The organism is Desulfovibrio gilichinskyi (assembly GCF_900177375.1).
Taxonomy (GTDB): Bacteria; Desulfobacterota; Desulfovibrionia; order Desulfovibrionales; family Desulfovibrionaceae; genus Maridesulfovibrio; species Maridesulfovibrio gilichinskyi.
This window is the reverse complement of the sequence record NZ_FWZU01000005.1, coordinates 86,323-105,236: the sequence shown is the minus strand read 5'-3', so window position 1 is coordinate 105,236 and position 18,914 is coordinate 86,323. Positions and strand designations below refer to the sequence as shown.

The following is an 18,914-nucleotide window of genomic DNA, read 5'->3' as shown; positions in this document are numbered from 1 at the left end:
TTCCTCTCTTTTATAAAAACACGTAGCACATGTTACAAACAATCGTGCTCCCACATAGTTAGTGACATATACAATAGATTAACTACGGAAAAATTAATGAAGCCTCTTATTAATACAATAGACTATTATATCCCCGATGAAACAGTTGATTGTTTCGAATTAGATGAACGCAAACCGGAATGGCATGTCCGCAATTCTCTGCCAAAAACAGGCGTTCGTTTTCTACATCATTCAGATAAAGATGAAACAACTCTTCAAATGGCTCGCAAAGCCGCTGAGAAGGCTCTTAAAAATATATCAAACTCAGCGCTACCGGATACTCTTATAGTCTGCACTCAAACTCCGGATAACCTTCTTCCGCATGTCTCTGCATGTTTGCAACATGAGCTTGGACTTCCTTCTTCCACCAAATGTTTTGATATCAGTTTAGGTTGCAGCGGGTTCTGTTACGGACTTTCAACCGCTTACGCTTATCTGGCTGCCGAAATTTCTCAAAGAGTGCTTTTTGTTACTGTTGATAATTATTCAAAAATCATCAATCCGGATACCAATAAAGCCTTCCTGCTCTTTTCCGACGGTGCATGCGCTACTATCATCGACAAACCTGAAATTTTACCTGTCTTCCAATTTGGAACTGACGGCAGTCGCTGTAAATCCATTATATGCGAAAATACCGGAATAAGCGTTACAACAGGCAAAGACCCTGAAGCTCCGATTTTACCACCTGACTTTCAGATGGATGGCTACAAAGTCCTCCAGTTTACAATCAAAACAATTCCTCCCGAAATTATAAAGCTTGCAAAGTCTGCAAAGATTTCGCTTGATGACATTGACCTTTTTATCTTCCACCAAGCCAGTCGAAAAGTGCTTGAAGAAATAGGTAAAAAACTTTCCATACCGGAAGAGAAATTGATTATCGACCTTGAAGAGGTAGGAAATACAACTTCATCTTCTATCCCCATCGCTATGAAAAGAGCAGAAGACCGTGGGATACTTAAACGCGGCGATAAAATATTACTCTTCGGCTTCGGAATCGGGCTAAGTTGGTCCGGAGCTATTATCGAATATTAATTCTAGTGAGTTGTCATAGCTTTGAATTGAAAAGTCCGGCTTTTGCCGGACTTTTTTATTTTCAAATAAATTACAAGTGCATAACGTTTACTTTTCTTCTTGTTTATAATTATTATAATGGTATAATATGCTATAAATATAATCAAGGAGAATAAAATGTTTAGAAAAATTACCTTATTATGCGTTTTTATGATCGTCGCAATAATGCTCGGATGCTATAAAACGCTCCCGTCTAGATATCAAAAAACAGCCTACGACAAACACTACCAACACAAAATTGCTTCCACTCACGCAAGTGTCCTGACGGTAATTCCATGGGACGAAATAAAAGACGAATTACAACCTGACTTTAAAATGGATTCTGCAAAAGCTTTCGATCTGGCGATACCCACCACTTTTGCTGAAGATAAATTAATACTCAAAGCGATCAGTGCATATTTAAAAGCCGGACTGACGGGTGCTCTTAGTTCAACAACCGCAACCAGCCTTAAAGGAAGCGAAGTCGCTGATTCATTTAGTGAGTCAAAAACTAAATCCTTTACGCAACCTGACATAAGCGGCCTCAATATAAATCACAATGAAGCAGGCCTTATGAGTACTCCAGAAAATAAAGAATTAGAGAGTACCATTATAAATCCCAGGTTACGCTACTCTGCAGCAACAGCATTATATCAAGAAGTTAAGCTTTTAAATAAGTATGTTAAATACGCGGCAAAAAGAGATGGGTACACTCCTTACCTCGTAAGAATGCAGGTTTCGCTTAATCCAAAAACCCATAACGCGCCATATGATGCATACTCTACAATTTCATTTTTTCCGGATAGGTTTTCCCATTCTACTTGTGAGAAATTCGGACAGAATAACACCGAAATGCGAACCCCTTACGTTATCCCACTTCTTGCAACTGAAGATTTAGAAAGCTCATCATATAATCGTACAAATGAAAAAATTCTTCAGCTTGGAATGGCCTTAATGGCAACAATTAATGGAATCGGTGCAGAGGCAGGTTTTTCATCTACAGCTAAAAACTTTTTAAAAACAACAGGTAAAAATTACAACAGCTTAATGACCGTAGGACGGATTAGCGACAATTCTATACGCGTACGTTTTGGAGCAATGCTTACTGCAAACGAAAAAGGTACGGCAAAAGAATACGTAATGATTCCAAGAACTCACTATGTGACTCTCTTACTCATGGTCCCAAATGGACAAAATAACAAGTTAATGGCTGTAGCACGAACAAATCTTGTAAATATAAACACAGGAAAAGATCTTATGTGGACAGAGAAATCCACTATGATCAGTGAGGCAGCTTTAATCCTAGAGAAATACGAAATTCCCTTCCCGGAATATATTAATCATGACAGTCATACTGACAAAAAAGTTGCTACTAATTTTATAAAGCTTGCTGCAGACGTTCAAACCAACCGCTGGGATTGCTTCGATACTGATTATGACACATTTTGTGAGTCTCTGGGGTCTGCGACTGAAAAAAAAGACAATGCAACCATTCGATGCAAAGCGGCCAAGCTGATCAAAGAGCAAATTTGGACCGATATTGCAAACCTTTGGATTGGCGGACAATATTCATACACATCGTTTCAAGTTAAATCTAATATTGAACATAAAGAGGTTGAAGCGACTCTTCCCAGTTCACAATTTGTATTTCCTGCTATCGATGACGGAACGAGAACAAACGTCTTTGTAGCTGGGGGGAATAATATAAGCAAAAAAAACATTAAACCGCTGTTAATAGCGTTCGTTAACAAAAAGAAGTTAACATTCCCCCCATTGGCAATTGCAGGAACTACGGATGGAACGGGGTGCAATATATCATTTCAATCATTTAAAGATATAAAGGGTTTCAGCTCTGCTAAAATGGAGCTCAGTTTCGCAGGCAGAAATCAAAAAAATATAGTGCTATATCAGATGACAGGTAAAGAGTCTTCGGCAAAATGCTCTTTTGAAATACACTCTACGATGAATAATATCGTCACAGAAAAGGGGCATGGCAACCTTCAGGTTGTCTTCAGCGGAGTGAAAACAGGCGGCGCAACCTGCTTAATGAAAGTACAAAACGGTGCTGTTGGAGATTCTGTCTTAAAACAGAATGGTTTTGTACTAGACAAAAAATACCCCGGCTGGCGGACAGTTCCAAGAGACGGACTGGTAACAATTCCTCTTTATGATTTAAATGCCGGAACAAACGTCATTGTCGAAATAAAAGCAATGCGCGGGGAAGAAGTAGTTGCTACGGGACTGGTCACGGCCGCTCCGGTTATCTTAACTGTTAAAAAAGAAAAGTAATCTATAATTTTCATCCCGCTCTTTGCATACATTTATACAAGGGGCGGGATGAATTTTTAATTATCTATTCTTCATTTTTCCCACAAACTCACTCAGCCTTATGCAAATGCACATCCCGTTGCGGAAATGGCATGACGATCCCTTCTTCGTTAAATTTCTTATAAATATCACGGCTAAGTGTATGAATAACTCTACCTTTATCCTCAGGGCAAGCCGCCCAGCAGAGTAATTCATACTCTAATGCAGAGTCACCGAAAGCACGAAAACGAACGCGTGGCGCTGGCGAAGCGACAACAAGCTCATTATTAAGGGCCTGATCCATTAACAAAGCTTCAACTCTATCAACATCAGAACCGTAAGCTACCCCTAACTTGATACGCACCCTGAAATGCGGTTCCGGCATACTCTGATTTGTAATTTTAACATTAGTGATAACGGAATTAGGAATAGTGATCAGAATATTATCACGCGTGAGCAAGCGGGTACTGCGCATACCGACGGCCTTAACTTCTCCCCTCTCTCCTGAATCAAGGACTATATAATCACCGGCTCTGAACGGCCTGTCCAGAAAGATTGAAACACCTCCGAAAAAGTTGGCCAATGTTTCCCGAGCGGCGAGAGCGACCGCGATACCTACAATACCGGCAGAAGCGAAAACAGCCGTTACAGGAACACCGAAATAACTCCCGGCATTGTAAAATAAAACAAAAACTAAACCGAATGTAGCAAGCCTGACAACAAGCTTAATAACATCCGCATCAAGAGCTTCTTCTTTGATTTTTGAAGATGCAATAATCCCGTGCATAATAACATTTCCGGCAACGATTATTGCAAACCCAAAGAAAATAAAAAAGACGCCTTCAAGCCCCATAATGACAATTGAAAGAACATGCCCCGTGATATTAATCTGTTTATCGATAAGATACTCAAGAAATGCACATAGAGCCATCCCGAACAATGGAAAAGCCAACCGCCATGGTGCCCAGGAGTAGCTTTCAAATCTGCATTTCATACGTTTATTTATAAGCCATACGATCCAAAGACACAGCCCGCCGAGTACAAGAAGTATGAAAAGTCCAACCCACTGCCAAACAGCCTGTCCCATATAACCTGATTTCATCCACGGCGGTAATTCGCTTAAAAGACCATCCGGAATCATCCACCCAGAAGAATAAATGAATTGCTCGTATAGCCCACAATAATCTGGATCAACTTTGTTTTGCTTGTACGGTAACTCTCTAACTTCATCATAATATTCAGCCAATTTGGTCACAGTTTCAGGGGTAAAAAGATACGATCCGACTCGCGGACCTTTTGCTACCCTTCCAATGGTTATCTCTGTGTGCGGCATGCGCCATGCAACAACATCTATGCTTTTTATATCATTTTTATCAGGGACATCGTTTAAGTCCGGTAAATCGATTCTATCCAATATCTCGCGCAGTCTGAGCACAGCCTCAATGCTGAGATCTGCAACCAAAGTAGGCGGAATTTCACTAAAATCAAAACAACCTTCAGCTCTCTGCAAATACTCCGCTTCCAACGTAAAATCATCGTCAGAAATGGAGGCAGCCTCGTACAACTTATCTGTATAATATATAAAACTGTCCAAAGTTGCCCGCGGGCTTGAAGTGTCCGGCGGTTCAAGAGGAAACATTATCGAACTTAAGCCAACTGAAGGAACAGCCAGCAAAAAAAGAACTGCCACCAATAAAGACTTTACTGAATAACGCATCAGATCTCCATCATCCATTATGATTCAAAACATATTACTCCGCTGACTGCTTCGCCCATGCCACAATCTGCTGAGTGGACATAGCTCCTGAGATACGATTTACTTCACGCCCTTTTTTAAAAACAGCCATAGTGGGCAGTGACCTTATACCGAATTTAGCAGATATTGCTTTCGAGCTTTCTGTATCCACTTTAACGGTCAGAATTTTGGGAAACAATTCTTGCGCAGCAGCTTGAAATGATGGAGCCATTGTCCGGCAATGACCGCACCATGAAGCCCAGAAATCCACCAGCACAGGTAATTCAGTTTTTGAAATGAATCTTTCAAAAGTCAAATCACTCAGATTAACAGGCTTTGAACTAAGCACTAATTCTCCGCATTTACCGCAAGTAGGATTATCGATAAGTTTACCCGAAATAACCCTGTTTATTGCCTGACATTTAGAACATACAATGTGTAGTGAATCTGAATTAGAATCCGGCATAGCATTCTCCTTTTCAAATCAAATATTAACTGACTGAATTTCGTAATACCATTAAAAACAAAAAAAGGGATTACCTGTTATGGTAACCCCTGCAATTAAAAAACACAAAATATGATTAATTGTTTAATATCATTTTAAATAATCAATCAGAATTTTCCAGATCCGTTCTGCGGCGTGACCATCCCAGCCGGGTATAATAGGAGCAGGAGCCCCTGTTTTCACCAAAGCAGCATCTACTTCACGGAGAATATCATCTTCCAGAACTCCGGCTAGAACATTAGTTCCGAGATCAACCGTGACCGGACGTTCTGTATTTTTACGCACAGTAACGCAAGGAACACCGAGAGCGGTGGTCTCTTCCTGTAATCCTCCGCTGTCAGTAATCACAACCTGTGCATCTTTCCACAGGTAAAGTGATTCACGAAACGAAAGAGGCGGAAAGGTATATACATTGTTCGAAAAAGAAATCGAAAATTCTTCCATCATCTTTGCTGTGCGCGGATGGATAGGAAACAGAATAGGTAATTTCTCTGAAATTTTATTAAGAGCGGAAACAATACCTTTCAGCACGTCCTTGCAATCTACATTTGAAGGGCGGTGCATGGTCAAGAATGCATACTTGCCGATCTTTTCTTTTAACGGACGCGACTCATAGCCGGACGTAACATCATCTCCCAGCCGTTTTACATTATAGAACAAGTTGTCGATCATGACATTGCCGACCTGAAAAATTGACGCAGCATCTTTTCCTTCGCGCCGTAAATTATCAAACCCGTGTTCTTCAGTTGTAAAAAATAAATTACTGATCGAATCGGTAACCATACGATTAAGTTCTTCCGGCATATCCAGATCACCGCTTCTTAAACCTGCTTCAACATGTGCGACAGGAATATGCAGTTTACGGGCGGCAATAGAACAAGCCAATGTAGAGTTAATATCCCCCACAACAACGACAAGGTCAGGCTTATGTTCAACACACATTTTTTCAAAGGAGACCATTATCGCAGCAGTCTGTTCGGCATGGGAACCTGTAGATTTACCCATGTTATATTTAGGTTCATCAATATCCAGATCCTCAAAGAATACCTGAGACATCTGACGGTCATAATGCTGACCGGTATAAACGATGTCGCATTCAATAGATTCTAGATTACGCGATGCCCTGAAAATAGGGGCTACTTTCATCAGATTAGGACGCGCTCCGGCTACCAGAAAAACTTTTTTCATTTATATACTCTCGATTGAAATTAGTCGAAGGAAGAAGGCCTCCGGCGGCTTAAGACCTTTTGCTTAAAACACATAGCCTCTACAAGACAAGCCCAAATAGAATCTCCCTAACAAGGTTTCCAAAGGGGATTATCCCCTTTGGTCCAGCCGAAGGCGAAATCACCTGCTCTTGATATACTAACCATTAGGACCAAAAAGTTTATTCTGCAATTCATCCAAAGTCCGGCATGTTTCGGACTGAAAAATAGGACCGTACCCAAGTCTTCCGGCCTGCTTTAATCTGGTTTCCCCGCCTGATGCCGGACGGATTCGCCCGTTCAGGTCAACCTCGCCCCAGAAGACTGCTCCGGATGGAACCGGACGGTCATAAAATGAAGAAAGAACTGCGGCAGCGACTCCAAGATCGAGACCGGGATCGCGCATGGCAAGTCCTCCTCCTATTTTGGCGTATATATCAAGCTGTCCAAGATTTAAGTTAAGCCTTTTTTCAAGCACAGCGAGGATAAGATTAAGCCTGTTGGTGTCAAACCCGAGTGCTGTCCGGCGCGGTATGGAAAGCACAGAACGGCTCGCTAAAGCCTGAACTTCAACGGCAAATGGTTTGTGCCCGTCCATTGCCATAACAACTGCGGCGCCGGAAAAAGAATCGTCCCTATCGCCAAGAAAAAGAGTTGAAGGATCTTCTACTATTTCCATACCAGATTCGCGCATGGAAAAAACAACCAGCTCGTCACTGGGCCCGAACCTGTTTTTAAGCACGCGCATAATACGCATCATATGCTTACGGTCACCTTCGAGATACAGAACTGTATCAACCATGTGCTCAAGTAATTTCGGTCCGGCTATCTGTCCGTCTTTGGTCACATGGCCGACCAGTACCAAAGTTGTTTTGGTCTTTTTGGCTGCGTCCACAAGCTCTGAGGAAACGGCGCGTACCTGACTGACGGACCCCGGAATACCTTCCGCGCGTGCCGAGTTAAGCGTCTGCACGGAATCAATAATAAGAAGATCCGGCTTTTCAGGTGCCTCAAGAATTGCCAGAGCTTCATCCGAAGAAGTGCTGGCAATGGCGAGCAGTCCTGAATCAAGTAATCCAAGTCTTTCAGCACGTCCCCTGATTTGGGCCAAAGATTCCTCACCTGAAAAATATACTGCCAGATTCCCCATCTGAGACTGAGCTGCGGCAAGCTGCAGAAGCAAGGTGGATTTACCGATACCGGGTTCACCGCCGACAAGCACGGCTCCTCCAGGAACAAACCCTTTACCAAGCACAGTATCAAGCGGAGCAAATCCAGTTGAACGGGCCTGTGTATTCTCAGTCGAAATATCTGCTAAAGCGGTTATTTTCACACCGGCATGTACATGACTTACTGAGCCGCCTTTGCGGACAACAACTTTTTCCTGAAGTGTGTTCCACTCACCGCAACGGGGGCATTGCCCCTGCCACTTAATAGCCTGAGCTCCGCAACTGGAACAAACATAAATATCTTTAGTCTTCATCAGCATCTCCGCAGTGGTAAAACCATAAACAAAAAGCCGGACAATCAGTCCGGCTTTTCATATTTAAATCTTATAATTCAATTCAGCTGCGCACCCTTTATATTTAAAGAATTACGCTTCAAAACAATATTTATTTCTTAGGCGGATTCTTTGCTTCCACCACGTTGATCACATATTCTTTGACTGCCGGAGATGGTTTAAAGAACACAACCATGAAAGGTGTATCCATTCCCGGCTTAAGCAGAGTATTATTAGATAAAACACCCACTTTAGAAGCCAAGGCTGCTTCAATTTCCTCTCTGGACTGAACTTCAAGCTGGAACAATGAAAGAGTGTTTCCGCAAAGAAGTCTTTGAGAATCGAGCACTTGCCCTTTATCATCAAAAAGCTGAGCCTCAACTTCAATAAGCTCTTTAGGGCTACTGAAATTATTTACGACTTTACCTTCGATTATAAAAAGCTGCCCAGCTTTATCATTGTTCACATAGAATTGGCGTAAATCTTTAAATGAAAATTTACTGAATCTTTTAGACGGAGGTTCAGACGCATCCATCTCTCCGTTGTCAGAAGAAGAAATAAAAGGAATGCCAGCCGGAAGTTTTTCCCAGAGTTTCAGGTACCATGCAGCTCCGGCTCCTCCGGCAAAAAGCAGAACAATGATCAAAGTAATGATCATTCCTTTGCCTTTTTTCTTACCGCCCTTTTTACCGGAAGAATGAGTTATCCCGTCATCAAGATCGAATCCGTTTATCTCTCCATCGTCAAGAGGGAAACTATGGTCTTCTTCATCTTCTTCAACAAAGTTTTCTTCTTCCTCAAGAGAATTATCGTCCTCGTAAGTCTCTTCTTCTACTTCTTCATCATCTCCGAAAAGCTCGTCTTCAGAAAAAGATTCCGTTTCGCCGTCTTCACCAAAAAGATCATCGTCATCGAAGGTTTCTTCATCAGTAACATCTTCATCAGCGATATCATCACTATCAGCAGAAGACTCTTCAGTCTCTCCCCCGATTTCCTCGTCGTCATCGCTGCCGAAAAGCTCTTCATCTATATCAAAAGCATCTTCGCCGTCAGCAGTTGCTGCGGCAGGCTCGTCATCATCAAAAAGGTCCGCGCCTAAATCAGCGTCGTCACCGGTATTACCTGCACCGAAAAGATCATCTTCCAGATCATCAGTTCCGGCAGCAGCTGATTTTTCATCATCTGCTCCAAGCTCACCGAAAAGATCTTCATCAAGACTATCCTCAGTTTCTTCGCTTGAATCTTCACCGAAGAAATCATCATCCAACTCATCTTCAGCAGGGGCTTCCGGTTCCGGTTTAGGTTTCGGTTTCGGCGTTGGCTTGGGCTCAGGTTTCGGCTTAGGAGCAGGAGTCGGTGCAACATCTTCTTCGAGCATAGACGCAACTTCGTCTTCCGGCTCTAAAGCAGGAGGGGTTACCTTAAAAACATTCGCACATTTAGAGCACTTAACTTTAGCTCCGCCTGCTGGAATTTTACTATCCGGTAAGTTGAACTTGGTCTCACAGTTTGGACACGTAATAATCATGGACCGCTCTACCTGCTCTTCAAGAGGTTTAAATCAATGCAAATCATTGAAAAATTAATACATAAAATTATATAATTAGTCATTCTCTAATTCATATACTGCATTTAGATACCTGTATTTCTCTGCGTAGTCCATTCCGTATCCGACAAGAAAGCCATTCTCAACAACGAAACCTGCAAAATCAACCTTAAGATCAATTTCTCTACGCTCATTTTTATCAATCAAAGAACAGGTTCTAATGCTGAGCGGATTACGCCTAGAAAAAACATGTTTCAAAAATTCAACAGAATGTCCAGTATCTACGATATCTTCTACGATAAGAACATGCTTATCGGCAATAGAACCTTCAAGATCTTTTGAGAAATTCATACTTCCTGTTCTGCTTTTTCCGTTTCCATAACTTGAAAGACGGACAAAATCTATTTCCGGCTCAGCCTTAAGACTGCGGGTCAGATCTGCAAAAAAGAGATAAGCTCCTTTTAGTACACATACGCACACTAAAGGCTGATCTCCGTATGTTTCAGAAATTTCTTTACCAAGCTCTTTAATTCTAGCCGCAATAACTTCAGAAGAAAACACTTCTTTTAGGCAATGGCCCATATCTGGATTCCTTATTAATTTAATATATTTAAAGTTTCATTATCATTGGAATTTCGTCACAATCAGGAAACAGCGGACAATTAATACAATCTGCCCATACTTTCTGAGGGAGTATATTCTTATCCGTCGCGACAAAACCCTGCTTGTTAAAAAAGTCCTCAATATTCGTGAGAACAAAAACTTCGCGCACACCTAGATCTCTGGCTTCCTGAACACATGCTTCAACCATTCTTCCGCCGAGGTTAGCCCCGCGAGATTCAGGGGTAACGACAAGCGAGCGAACTTCTGCCAGGCAGTCCCAGGTGATGCTGAGCGCGCAGCACCCGACAATCTGCCCGTCTTGCGCCTCTGCAACAAAAAAATCACGAAGATGATTATAAATTGAGGATCTGGAGCGAGGAAGAACCATCGCATTTTTTGTACTGTCTTTTATAATTGAATGGATACCTTCAGCATCTTCCATTCGAGCTTTTCTGATAATCGCCACAGACTTTACCGGTCCTTAAGGAGTTTGGTGATATAAACCTCAAACATGGAACCGGGAAAACTGCCGGACTTATCAAAAACCTTTTTCCCTGCGGTGTTAAAAACAAAAGTTCTCGGAATACTTTCAATTCCGTAAAATCCTGCTACGTCACTATCCGCGAAGTACACAGGGTAATTAAACTCTGCTTCTTTACCCATGAATTCCTTCACCGCATCAACGCCGGAATCAACAGAAACTCCGATCATCATCAGATCGTCATCGGAGAATTTCTTGCGAAGTTCAATCAGGTCAGGAATCTCCGCACGGCAGGGCGGACACCATGTTGCCCAGAAATTAACAACCACGACTTTCCCTTTTGCCTGCGCGATAACATCCTGAACAGCCTGAGCATTAAGAGTTTTAACTTCACCTGCTGTTTCAGCTTTGCTGCAACCTGCGGCCAAGATCAAAAACAGCACAAACATTACACAAATTTTATTTATAAATCTCATACTACTCCCAGTATAAAATCGTTTAGTAGAATCAACTACGGTCAGCACTAACAGATTCTTAAAAAGAACTCAAAAACAGCTGACACGGAGCAAAACGGCTTAGCAAGTACTTTTTAAAAAAAATAAGACCGCCCCAGAAGCTCTTTCTGACGGCGGCCTTATTAGGATAACTTAATTACTGCAACAGATTTTTAGCCACCTTCACAGCTGCAACCGCGTCAGTAGACCAGCCGTCAGCACCGATAGATTCGCTGAACCCTCCGGTGATAACTGCGCCGCCGATCATAACTTTAATATCGAGGTTGCGCTCTTTTAAGAGGGCGATAGTGTCTTCCATTCTGACCATGGTCGTTGTCATAAGAGCGGAAAGACCTATAATTTTAGCACCTTTTTCCTGTGCAACATCAACAATCGTTTTTGCCGGAACATCCTTGCCAAGGTCAACCACATCGAAACCGTGATTGCGAAGCATGAGACAGACAATATTTTTACCTATATCGTGAATATCACCTTCAACCGTAGCCATGACAATTACGTCCTGTTTCTGTTTTCCGCCAGCCGCTTCAAGAAGAGGTTTGAGTTTTTCAAAAGCTTTTTGGAGAGTCTCGGCAGACTGCAAAAGCTGTGGAAGGAAATATTCTTTGCGCTCGTACTTCTCACCCACTTCCATAATGGCAGGAATAAGGTCGTCATTAACAAGAGCAAACGGATCACGCCCTCCGGCAAGATCTCTTTCAACAAGCGCGAGTATTCCGCCCCTGTCTCCTGAAACAACTGCGTCAAAAAGATTATCAGCCCCGGCTTTCGGCTTTCCCTGACTCTGCCCTCCGCCGGTAGCCTGGCCGCCGTCACCGGAAGGAGTCCATCCGGCATACTGCGCTATAAACTGCTCCGCCTGCGGATCTCTGGCAAGCAGAACTTCTGCGGAATAAAGACTTTCCCTGAGCCTTGAAGAATTGGGATTGGCAATGAATGCGCAAAGTCCCTGTCCTTGGCATAGAGTCAAAAAGCTTGAGTTGAGAAGTTCGCGGGCCGGTAATCCGAACGAGACGTTTGAAAGACCCAGAACAGTCGGCAGATTCCATTCTTCTTTGCAATGTTTTATAAAATCCAGACAGTGTCTTGCGGCTTCCGGCTTGGATGAAACAGTCAAAGCAAGAGCATCAACCATTATGAGCCTGCGTGGAATGCCGTAGGAGTCAGCTTCTTCGAGTAGTTTGGAAACGACTTCAATTCTTTCCGCACAGGTGAAGGGAAGTTTACTGCCGATAATAGGCAGCAGAATAAAAGGAGCTCCGAATTTCTTACAAAGCGGTCCGAGACGTTCCATACGTCCGGCTTCACCGCTGATGGAGTTGACAAGCGGAGAACCTGCGTAGTTCCATAATGCGGCTTCAACTGCGTCCGGATTTGTAGAATCGATACTTAATGGAGCTGGAAACTGCGTCATGACCTCTTTAACGAGGGCAGGTAAAATTTTAACTTCATCAACCAGAGGGGCTCCTACATTGATATCCAGCACAGGTGCTCCGGCTGAAATCTGTTCAGCGGCAAACTTCATCGCCTCAGTGAACTGCCCCTTTTGAAGTTCAGCACTGAGAACTTTTTTCCCTGTAGGGTTGATGCGTTCTCCGATAATTACGCCGCGCTGATCAAATCCGATTTTGACGGACTGCGCTCTGGAAGTAAGAACCATCTGGCAGTTATCTTCCGGAACAGGACGCTTCCATTTTGCATCGCCTACTATATTCCTGAGGGCTCTGATATGATCAGGAGTTGTACCGCAACAGCCTCCGATAAATTTTGCACCCACTTCAAGAAAGCGGACGGATTGCTTAGCAAACGGTTCAGGCTGAAGTCTGAAAACAGTCTTACGATTTTCATCAAGTTCCGGAAGTCCTGCGTTGGCTTCAACCAGCAACGGGCTGGAAAGCCTCGGCTGCATGGATTTTAAAACTTCATATATCTGTTCAGGTCCGGCACTGCAGTTGGTTCCCATCAGCTCAACACCCATGTTCTGCATGGTATCAATAAATGTAAGCGGGGAAGAACCTGTAAGACAGGCGGAAGGGGATTCAAAAGTCATGGAAAGAGCAACAGGCAGATCACAAACTTCGCGGGTTGCAACAACAACAGCTTTCGCCTCAGCAAGGTCAAAGTGAGTTTCACCGAGAATCAGGTCAACTCCGCCTTCAACCAGCCCTTGAATCTGTTCTTTGTAAACCTCGACCATCTCTTTAAAGGTCATTTCCCCAAGAGGCTGGACAAAGTGTCCGGTCGGGCCGACACTACCCGCAACAAAAATATTATCCCCGGCTACGGATCTGGCCAGAAGAGCCATTTTTCTGTTAAGGCTGATGACATCAGCATCCGGACCGAGCTTTAATCTGCTGCCGCCGAAAGTGTTAGTAGTGAGAACATCCGCTCCGGCAGAAACGTAATCCTGATGCACGGATTTAATAACTTCCGGACTCTCCAGACCGAAAAGCTCAGGAGACATTCCCGCCGGAAGACCTCTTCCCTGTAGAAGTGTTCCATATCCACCATCAAAGAAATAAACGCGATCATCGCGCAGAGCTTTACGAAAATCCGGCATAAGATACTCCAAAGGTTATGAATAAAACCCGAAATCTTTAGTTACAATTGCTTCGAATCGCTTCTACTTAAAAACATTGAAAAGGACAAATAAAAACTATATCCTTATAAGTTCTAAATATGACTCTCAATGTAAACCAAAGTCCAAAAAATGTCAGCCATACAGGAAAATTACCCGGTCAATGAAATCAGAACAAAAGAAAGAACCGATAATCCCAGAGCTTATTGAAGACGATGAAGAGATCTTTGACGATATAGATATCGAACCCGATTTTCTGCCGATTCCTAGAGCAAAGGGAGAAATAGCAACTAAAGATCCGCTGCATCTCTATCTTAACGAGATAAGCCGCTTCCCTCTTCTTGAGCCTGACGAAGAGTTTCAACTGGCAAAAAGAGTACAGGAAAACGGAGATCAGGAAGCAGCATTCCGCCTTGTATCTTCACACCTTAGACTGGTGGTTAAAATCGCCATGGACTTCCAGCGTCGCTGGATGCAGAATGTACTGGACCTTATTCAGGAAGGAAATGTCGGTCTCATGAAAGCGGTCAATAAATTTGACCCCGATAAAGGAATTAAATTTTCGTACTACGCAGCGTTCTGGGTTAAGGCTTACATCCTGAAATATATCATGGACAACTGGCGCATGGTTAAAATAGGAACCACCCAGACCCAGCGTAAACTGTTTTACAATCTGAACAAAGAGCGTCAAAGACTCCAGACTTTGGGGTTTGACCCGACAACATCGGTATTGTCCGAAAATCTCAATGTGACAGAAGAAGAGATTACGGAAATGGATCAAAGACTGGCAAAGAATGACCTATCCCTGAATCTAAAATTCGGAGATGATTCTGATGCCACACGTATGGATTTTCTGCCGGACTTAGGCATGGGCATAGAAGAAACTCTTGCCAATAAAGAGATTTCGGCTTTATTGCTTGAACAGCTTAGGACAGTAGCACATAAATTAAACGACAAAGAACAAGTTATATTAGATGACAGATTGCTATCTGATTCTCCGCGCACACTTAGAGAAATAGGCGAAGAATTCGGAGTGACCAGAGAAAGAGTCCGCCAGATTGAAGCCCGGTTGTTAAGCAAACTGAGAGAGCATCTGGCCGAAACAGTAACAGATTTTTCTGAAGATTGGATACCAGACAATGATTAAACTACTCAAAGAACTGAAGAAAGAGGCCAAGATCATAGCGGCCGCTCAGCAGACACCGCAGTTTTATCGCGATGCGGACTCCCAGCTTGAATTTTCACATGCAATGTTTTTTGATCATCCTCTTGTAATCAGATTACAAGAAGATGTTCTTCCATTTCTTTACGATGAATATGCTCACGGTATTTATCACTCTAAAAAGGTTGCTATAGAAGCCGGGGCAATCGTTCTTAAAGACGGTGATCATCTGCCTCCGGACACTGTAAGAGAACTCGTTCTGCTTGCCCAGTTCTGCGGTCTTCTTCACGACAGTTGCAGACTGGAAGACAACCACGCCCTGCGCGGATCAGAAACTTCACGGGTCATATTAAATAAGTACCCGCTTTCTGAGCGCAGCAAAGATCTCATTTCCGAGGCTATTGCACGGCACGAGGCATTTAAACCGGCGACTCCTATCGTTGATGATCCTGAACTGGAACTACTTAGCGGAGCACTCTATGATGCCGATAAATTCCGGTGGGGCCCCGATAATTTCTCAACAACTCTTTGGGAAATATGTGATTACGAAGACTGGACACTACAGGAAATCATTCAAAAATTCCCAAAAGGACTGGAAATGATAAAATCCATTGAATCTACTTTCAGAACAGATACCGGTAAAAAATACGGCCCTGAAATGATTCACCAAGGCATCACAATAGGATCCGCCATTTATGACCGCCTGATTGAATTTTCCAAAACACCAGAATACTCTACCGACAAAAAACCAACACCTATTGTATGATTAATTCAGCACCAACTCTTCGCAAAAAAACATATTCTGCCGCAGCCTTAGCAATCCTTTTTGTTTTTGCTTTAAGCGGATGTGCTGCCAAAAACGGAATTAACGCTTCAGTTGCAAATCCCCAACTAAGCCCGGAAAGCCAACTTACATACGACTACCTTGTTTATCAGGATTATCTATCCAGATTCGGGCAGATAATGCGCAGCGGTGTTAAAACCAAAGAAGAGTCGGAGAAGGCTACAGACCTGCAGCAAAAAGCTCTTGTTGTCTTAGACCGTATCCTGAAAGTTGAGCCGAGTGCTCAGCTTTATGCTGAAAAAGCCTCTCTTTTCTGGGCCGCCCAGCAAGTTGACGACGCACGGGAAGCTTTAAAAGAAGGTCTTCAAAAATTCCCTGAAAATCCTGATCTGACCATGAGTCTGTCCAGCACCTATCTTGTTGATAACAGGACTGCAGATGCCGAGGGGGTTCTTCAGGATTATATCCGCAGGCATCCCAAGGATCTTATTGTCAAAACCCAGCTTGCACGCATTATGCTGGAGCAGAAAAAGTTTGCACAGGCTTTAGATATTCTGAAAGTCATTCCGGCTGGACAAAGAACATCTGAAATTCTGTACTATTACGCAAAAGCTAGTGCAGGACTAGGGCTGACCAAACAGGCTATAAGAGCTCTTCAGAAAACTGTTAAAATAAAACCTGACTACATAGAAGCATGGGGCGAGCTGGCCTATTTATATGAGCTTGAAAAAGACTATGACTCAGCTGAAAAAATTTACACAAAGATGCTCGAATTCCCCGAGGTCTCAAATCATATCAGGTTGCGCCTGATTGAACTGTGCCTCAAGCTGAACAATCCGGATCGCGGACTCTCGCTTGTTCTTGACGGACCGCGGAACACTTCTTTCCTGCTTGAAGCGGCTCAGATTTTTTTGAACAACAAATTTTACGGGCAGGCTTCAACTGTCTTAGATATTTTTGTTAAAGAAAAAGATGTTCCGGACGCTTATTACTTTTTCAAAGCTTCAATTGCATACGAAGGGGAAGAAGACCCAGCAAAGGCTCTTGATTTCCTTGATAAAATAAAAAAAGGCAGCGACCATTATGACCGCAGCCTTCAATTTAAAGCGCACCTGCTTATTGAGCTTAATAACACTCAGGACGCCTTAGCGGTTCTTCGTGAAGGGCAAAAAGAATTCCCCGATGACCCGAACTTCTTTTTGATGGAAGCGGCTCTGCATGTGGAACAGAAACAGCCAGAAGAAGCAGAAGAAACTCTGCTACGGGGATATAAAAATATTCCTGATTCAACCCAGATTCTTTTTCAGCTGGGCATGATGGAAGAAAAAAAAGGCAATACTGATCAGACGCTGAAGTACATGGAAAAAATTATCTCCATGGAACCGGACCATGCAGACGCTCTTAACTTTGTAGGATACATTCTTGCCGACAAAAACAAGCAGCTTGACCGCGCGATGGTTTTAATATCGAGAGCTAATAAACTTAAACCGGATAACGGATTTATTCTTGATTCCATGGCGTGGGTTCTTTACCGCCAAGGCAAGCTTGATGAAGCATGGGAAAACATAGGACGCGCTCTTTCCCTTGAACCGAAGCAGCCCGAACTGTGGGAACACTACGGTGATATAGCTGTCGCCAAGAAAAACAAGATAGAAGCGAAAAAAGCCTATACAAAAGCTCTTAAGCTTAATCCTGGAGACAAAGAACTGCGCAGGAAACTGGATTCGTTATGATCTCCAGATTATGGCGGACTGCACTCCTTGTTCTGACCCTGGCAACACTGGTTGCAGGGTGCAGTGCCAGAAATATTCAAATTCATAATTCGGATAAAATTTACTCAAAATTCAGAAATGAATACGGCATGTGCAATGCCACTGGAGTGAAATTTACAGCCAGCCTTTACTATACAGACAAAGGACAGGGGCACAGAACGATAATGAGCTTATGGGGAGATCTGGAATCCCCGTTGCGCCTTGATGTGCGGGCCGGAATCGGAACATACCTCGCGCACATCCGCGAAGATGAAAACGGGCTGACCGCTTTTTATCCGGAAGATAAAACGGCCTATACACATTCATCACCGGAGCGCGCGGTAAGACTGCTGGGTCTGCCGTTTCCTTTCGCTTTAAAAGACCTTGCAGGACTTATTGCAGGTTGTTATCCAAGCTTCATTCCAAGCTCATTCGACGCCGTTGCCGTTGATAAAAACAACAAAGGACTGCTGTATACTTTCGATCACGGCCCAGTCAGCTCAATCACGCTCACTCAGCAGGGAATTCCGCTTGAAATAACGGGACGCGGTGAACTTTCTTGGGAAATGAAAATGGACTCATACGAGCTTGATAATTCAGGTAAAAATTTACCTGAAAAAATTACCGTTTATACAGCGACCGGAGCAAAAGCCGTACTGCGGATAAAATCAAGATTTTTTACCAGCCGTAAATGGGATGAGAAATCTCTTGAAATGGCTATTCCTGACGGAACTGAGATCATAAAACTCGATCGAAACGAGAATAGTAATATTTCTTAAAAAAATTTAGTTTTGTTATGGAGAGAATAAAATGAGCGGACAAAACAGCACCTGCACCGACAAAAGTACAGGAGTTATTGATAATTTTAAGAAAGGGCTGACCGTTTGGGCACAGGAATTGAGGGGAATCTTTACCAGATTACTCGGAAATTTTGAAGTTCGCCAGCTTGAAAAACGTCTCGAAAGAGAATACGCCCTTCTCGGAAAGCTTACTTGTGATGACGCAGAAGGTGATATTGAACTTTGCAGCAAGCAGATTGATTTTTTCAAAGAAGAAATCGGCAAGCTTAAAAAAGAGCAGGCTGCTAAGCGCGATGTCAAACGTCGCGACAACGAACGTAAGATGGGTTTGTAATTAAAAAACACACAGGTTGTT

Annotated in this window: 16 protein-coding genes; 7 read left to right on the top strand and 9 right to left on the bottom strand. The window is 43.1% G+C overall.

Features of this window, described 5'->3' with window-relative positions; genetic code table 11:
* The first annotated feature begins 96 nt into the window (after positions 1-96).
* A complete protein-coding gene (locus tag B9N78_RS14410) occupies positions 97-1,071 on the top strand; it encodes a 3-oxoacyl-ACP synthase III family protein (RefSeq protein WP_085103530.1) in 975 nt (324 codons plus the stop codon).
* 156 nt (positions 1,072-1,227) lie between these two features.
* Positions 1,228-3,378: a hypothetical protein gene (locus B9N78_RS14405; RefSeq protein WP_085103528.1), complete on the top strand. Its 2,151-nt coding sequence runs from the start codon at positions 1,228-1,230 to the stop codon at positions 3,376-3,378.
* 88 nt (positions 3,379-3,466) lie between these two features.
* Here the strand turns inward: B9N78_RS14405 and B9N78_RS14400 are convergent, their stop codons facing one another.
* The 9 genes from B9N78_RS14400 to B9N78_RS14360 all read right to left on the bottom strand — a co-directional run bounded on the left by B9N78_RS14400 (position 3,467) and on the right by B9N78_RS14360 (position 14,044).
* A complete protein-coding gene (locus B9N78_RS14400) occupies positions 3,467-5,113 on the bottom strand; it encodes a mechanosensitive ion channel family protein (protein WP_245805565.1) in 1,647 nt (548 codons plus the stop codon).
* A 34-nt stretch (positions 5,114-5,147) separates the two neighbouring features.
* Positions 5,148-5,597, bottom strand: a complete 450-nt coding sequence (gene trxC, locus B9N78_RS14395) for a thioredoxin TrxC (protein WP_085103524.1) — start codon at positions 5,595-5,597, stop codon at positions 5,148-5,150.
* A 129-nt stretch (positions 5,598-5,726) separates the two neighbouring features.
* Positions 5,727-6,824 carry a non-hydrolyzing UDP-N-acetylglucosamine 2-epimerase gene (gene wecB, locus B9N78_RS14390; protein WP_085103522.1) on the bottom strand — a complete coding sequence of 366 codons (1,098 nt, stop codon included), beginning with the start codon at positions 6,822-6,824 and terminating at the stop codon, positions 5,727-5,729.
* Positions 6,825-7,001: 177 nt separating this feature from the next.
* A complete protein-coding gene (gene radA / locus B9N78_RS14385) occupies positions 7,002-8,324 on the bottom strand; it encodes a DNA repair protein RadA (RefSeq protein ID WP_085103520.1) in 1,323 nt (440 codons plus the stop codon).
* 130 nt (positions 8,325-8,454) lie between these two features.
* Entirely contained in the window at positions 8,455-9,870 is a 1,416-nt protein-coding gene (locus B9N78_RS14380; protein ID WP_085103518.1) for a DUF3426 domain-containing protein, read from the bottom strand.
* Between the two features lie 75 nt (positions 9,871-9,945).
* A complete protein-coding gene (gene hpt / locus B9N78_RS14375) occupies positions 9,946-10,470 on the bottom strand; it encodes a hypoxanthine phosphoribosyltransferase (RefSeq protein ID WP_085103516.1) in 525 nt (174 codons plus the stop codon).
* Between the two features lie 28 nt (positions 10,471-10,498).
* The gene (locus B9N78_RS14370) at positions 10,499-10,957 is read right to left on the bottom strand and encodes an N-acetyltransferase (protein WP_085103514.1); all 459 of its coding nucleotides are present in this window, start codon (positions 10,955-10,957) and stop codon (positions 10,499-10,501) included.
* 5 nt (positions 10,958-10,962) lie between these two features.
* A complete protein-coding gene (locus B9N78_RS14365; RefSeq protein WP_085103512.1) occupies positions 10,963-11,448 on the bottom strand; it encodes a TlpA family protein disulfide reductase in 486 nt (161 codons plus the stop codon).
* A 175-nt stretch (positions 11,449-11,623) separates the two neighbouring features.
* A complete protein-coding gene (locus tag B9N78_RS14360; RefSeq protein ID WP_085103510.1) occupies positions 11,624-14,044 on the bottom strand; it encodes a homocysteine S-methyltransferase family protein in 2,421 nt (806 codons plus the stop codon).
* Between the two features lie 181 nt (positions 14,045-14,225).
* Here B9N78_RS14360 and B9N78_RS14355 point away from each other — a divergent pair, with 181 nt between their 5' ends.
* The 5 genes from B9N78_RS14355 to B9N78_RS14335 are packed head-to-tail and all read left to right on the top strand — an operon-like array spanning position 14,226 to position 18,893.
* Entirely contained in the window at positions 14,226-15,209 is a 984-nt protein-coding gene (locus B9N78_RS14355; RefSeq protein WP_085103508.1) for a sigma-70 family RNA polymerase sigma factor, read from the top strand.
* Positions 15,202-15,990, top strand: a complete 789-nt coding sequence (locus B9N78_RS14350) for an HD domain-containing protein (RefSeq protein WP_085103506.1) — start codon at positions 15,202-15,204, stop codon at positions 15,988-15,990. Before B9N78_RS14355 ends, B9N78_RS14350 begins: the two co-directional genes overlap by 8 nt.
* On the top strand, positions 15,987-17,741 hold the full coding sequence (locus tag B9N78_RS14345) for a tetratricopeptide repeat protein (protein ID WP_085103504.1): 1,755 nt from the start codon (positions 15,987-15,989) through the stop codon (positions 17,739-17,741). Before B9N78_RS14350 ends, B9N78_RS14345 begins: the two co-directional genes overlap by 4 nt.
* On the top strand, positions 17,738-18,538 hold the full coding sequence (locus B9N78_RS14340; RefSeq protein WP_085103502.1) for a hypothetical protein: 801 nt from the start codon (positions 17,738-17,740) through the stop codon (positions 18,536-18,538). Before B9N78_RS14345 ends, B9N78_RS14340 begins: the two co-directional genes overlap by 4 nt.
* A gap of 31 nt (positions 18,539-18,569) precedes the next feature.
* Positions 18,570-18,893: a hypothetical protein gene (locus B9N78_RS14335; protein WP_085103500.1), complete on the top strand. Its 324-nt coding sequence runs from the start codon at positions 18,570-18,572 to the stop codon at positions 18,891-18,893.
* Positions 18,894-18,914: the final 21 nt, after the last annotated feature.

Excerpts from the sequence above, each read along its gene's own strand:
- B9N78_RS14410 (WP_085103530.1), top strand. The coding sequence starts at position 97 with ATGAAGCCTCTTATTAATACAATAGACTATTATATCCCCGATGAAACA.
- B9N78_RS14405 (WP_085103528.1), top strand. The coding sequence starts at position 1,228 with ATGTTTAGAAAAATTACCTTATTATGCGTTTTTATGATCGTCGCAATA.
- B9N78_RS14400 (WP_245805565.1), bottom strand. The coding sequence starts at position 5,113 with ATGCGTTATTCAGTAAAGTCTTTATTGGTGGCAGTTCTTTTTTTGCTG.
- trxC (WP_085103524.1), bottom strand. The coding sequence starts at position 5,597 with ATGCCGGATTCTAATTCAGATTCACTACACATTGTATGTTCTAAATGT.
- wecB (WP_085103522.1), bottom strand. The coding sequence starts at position 6,824 with ATGAAAAAAGTTTTTCTGGTAGCCGGAGCGCGTCCTAATCTGATGAAA.
- radA (WP_085103520.1), bottom strand. The coding sequence starts at position 8,324 with ATGAAGACTAAAGATATTTATGTTTGTTCCAGTTGCGGAGCTCAGGCT.
- B9N78_RS14380 (WP_085103518.1), bottom strand. The coding sequence starts at position 9,870 with ATGATTATTACGTGTCCAAACTGTGAGACCAAGTTCAACTTACCGGAT.
- hpt (WP_085103516.1), bottom strand. The coding sequence starts at position 10,470 with ATGGGCCATTGCCTAAAAGAAGTGTTTTCTTCTGAAGTTATTGCGGCT.
- B9N78_RS14365 (WP_085103512.1), bottom strand. The coding sequence starts at position 11,448 with ATGAGATTTATAAATAAAATTTGTGTAATGTTTGTGCTGTTTTTGATC.
- B9N78_RS14360 (WP_085103510.1), bottom strand. The coding sequence starts at position 14,044 with ATGCCGGATTTTCGTAAAGCTCTGCGCGATGATCGCGTTTATTTCTTT.
- B9N78_RS14355 (WP_085103508.1), top strand. The coding sequence starts at position 14,226 with ATGAAATCAGAACAAAAGAAAGAACCGATAATCCCAGAGCTTATTGAA.
- B9N78_RS14350 (WP_085103506.1), top strand. The coding sequence starts at position 15,202 with ATGATTAAACTACTCAAAGAACTGAAGAAAGAGGCCAAGATCATAGCG.
- B9N78_RS14345 (WP_085103504.1), top strand. The coding sequence starts at position 15,987 with ATGATTAATTCAGCACCAACTCTTCGCAAAAAAACATATTCTGCCGCA.
- B9N78_RS14340 (WP_085103502.1), top strand. The coding sequence starts at position 17,738 with ATGATCTCCAGATTATGGCGGACTGCACTCCTTGTTCTGACCCTGGCA.
- B9N78_RS14335 (WP_085103500.1), top strand. The coding sequence starts at position 18,570 with ATGAGCGGACAAAACAGCACCTGCACCGACAAAAGTACAGGAGTTATT.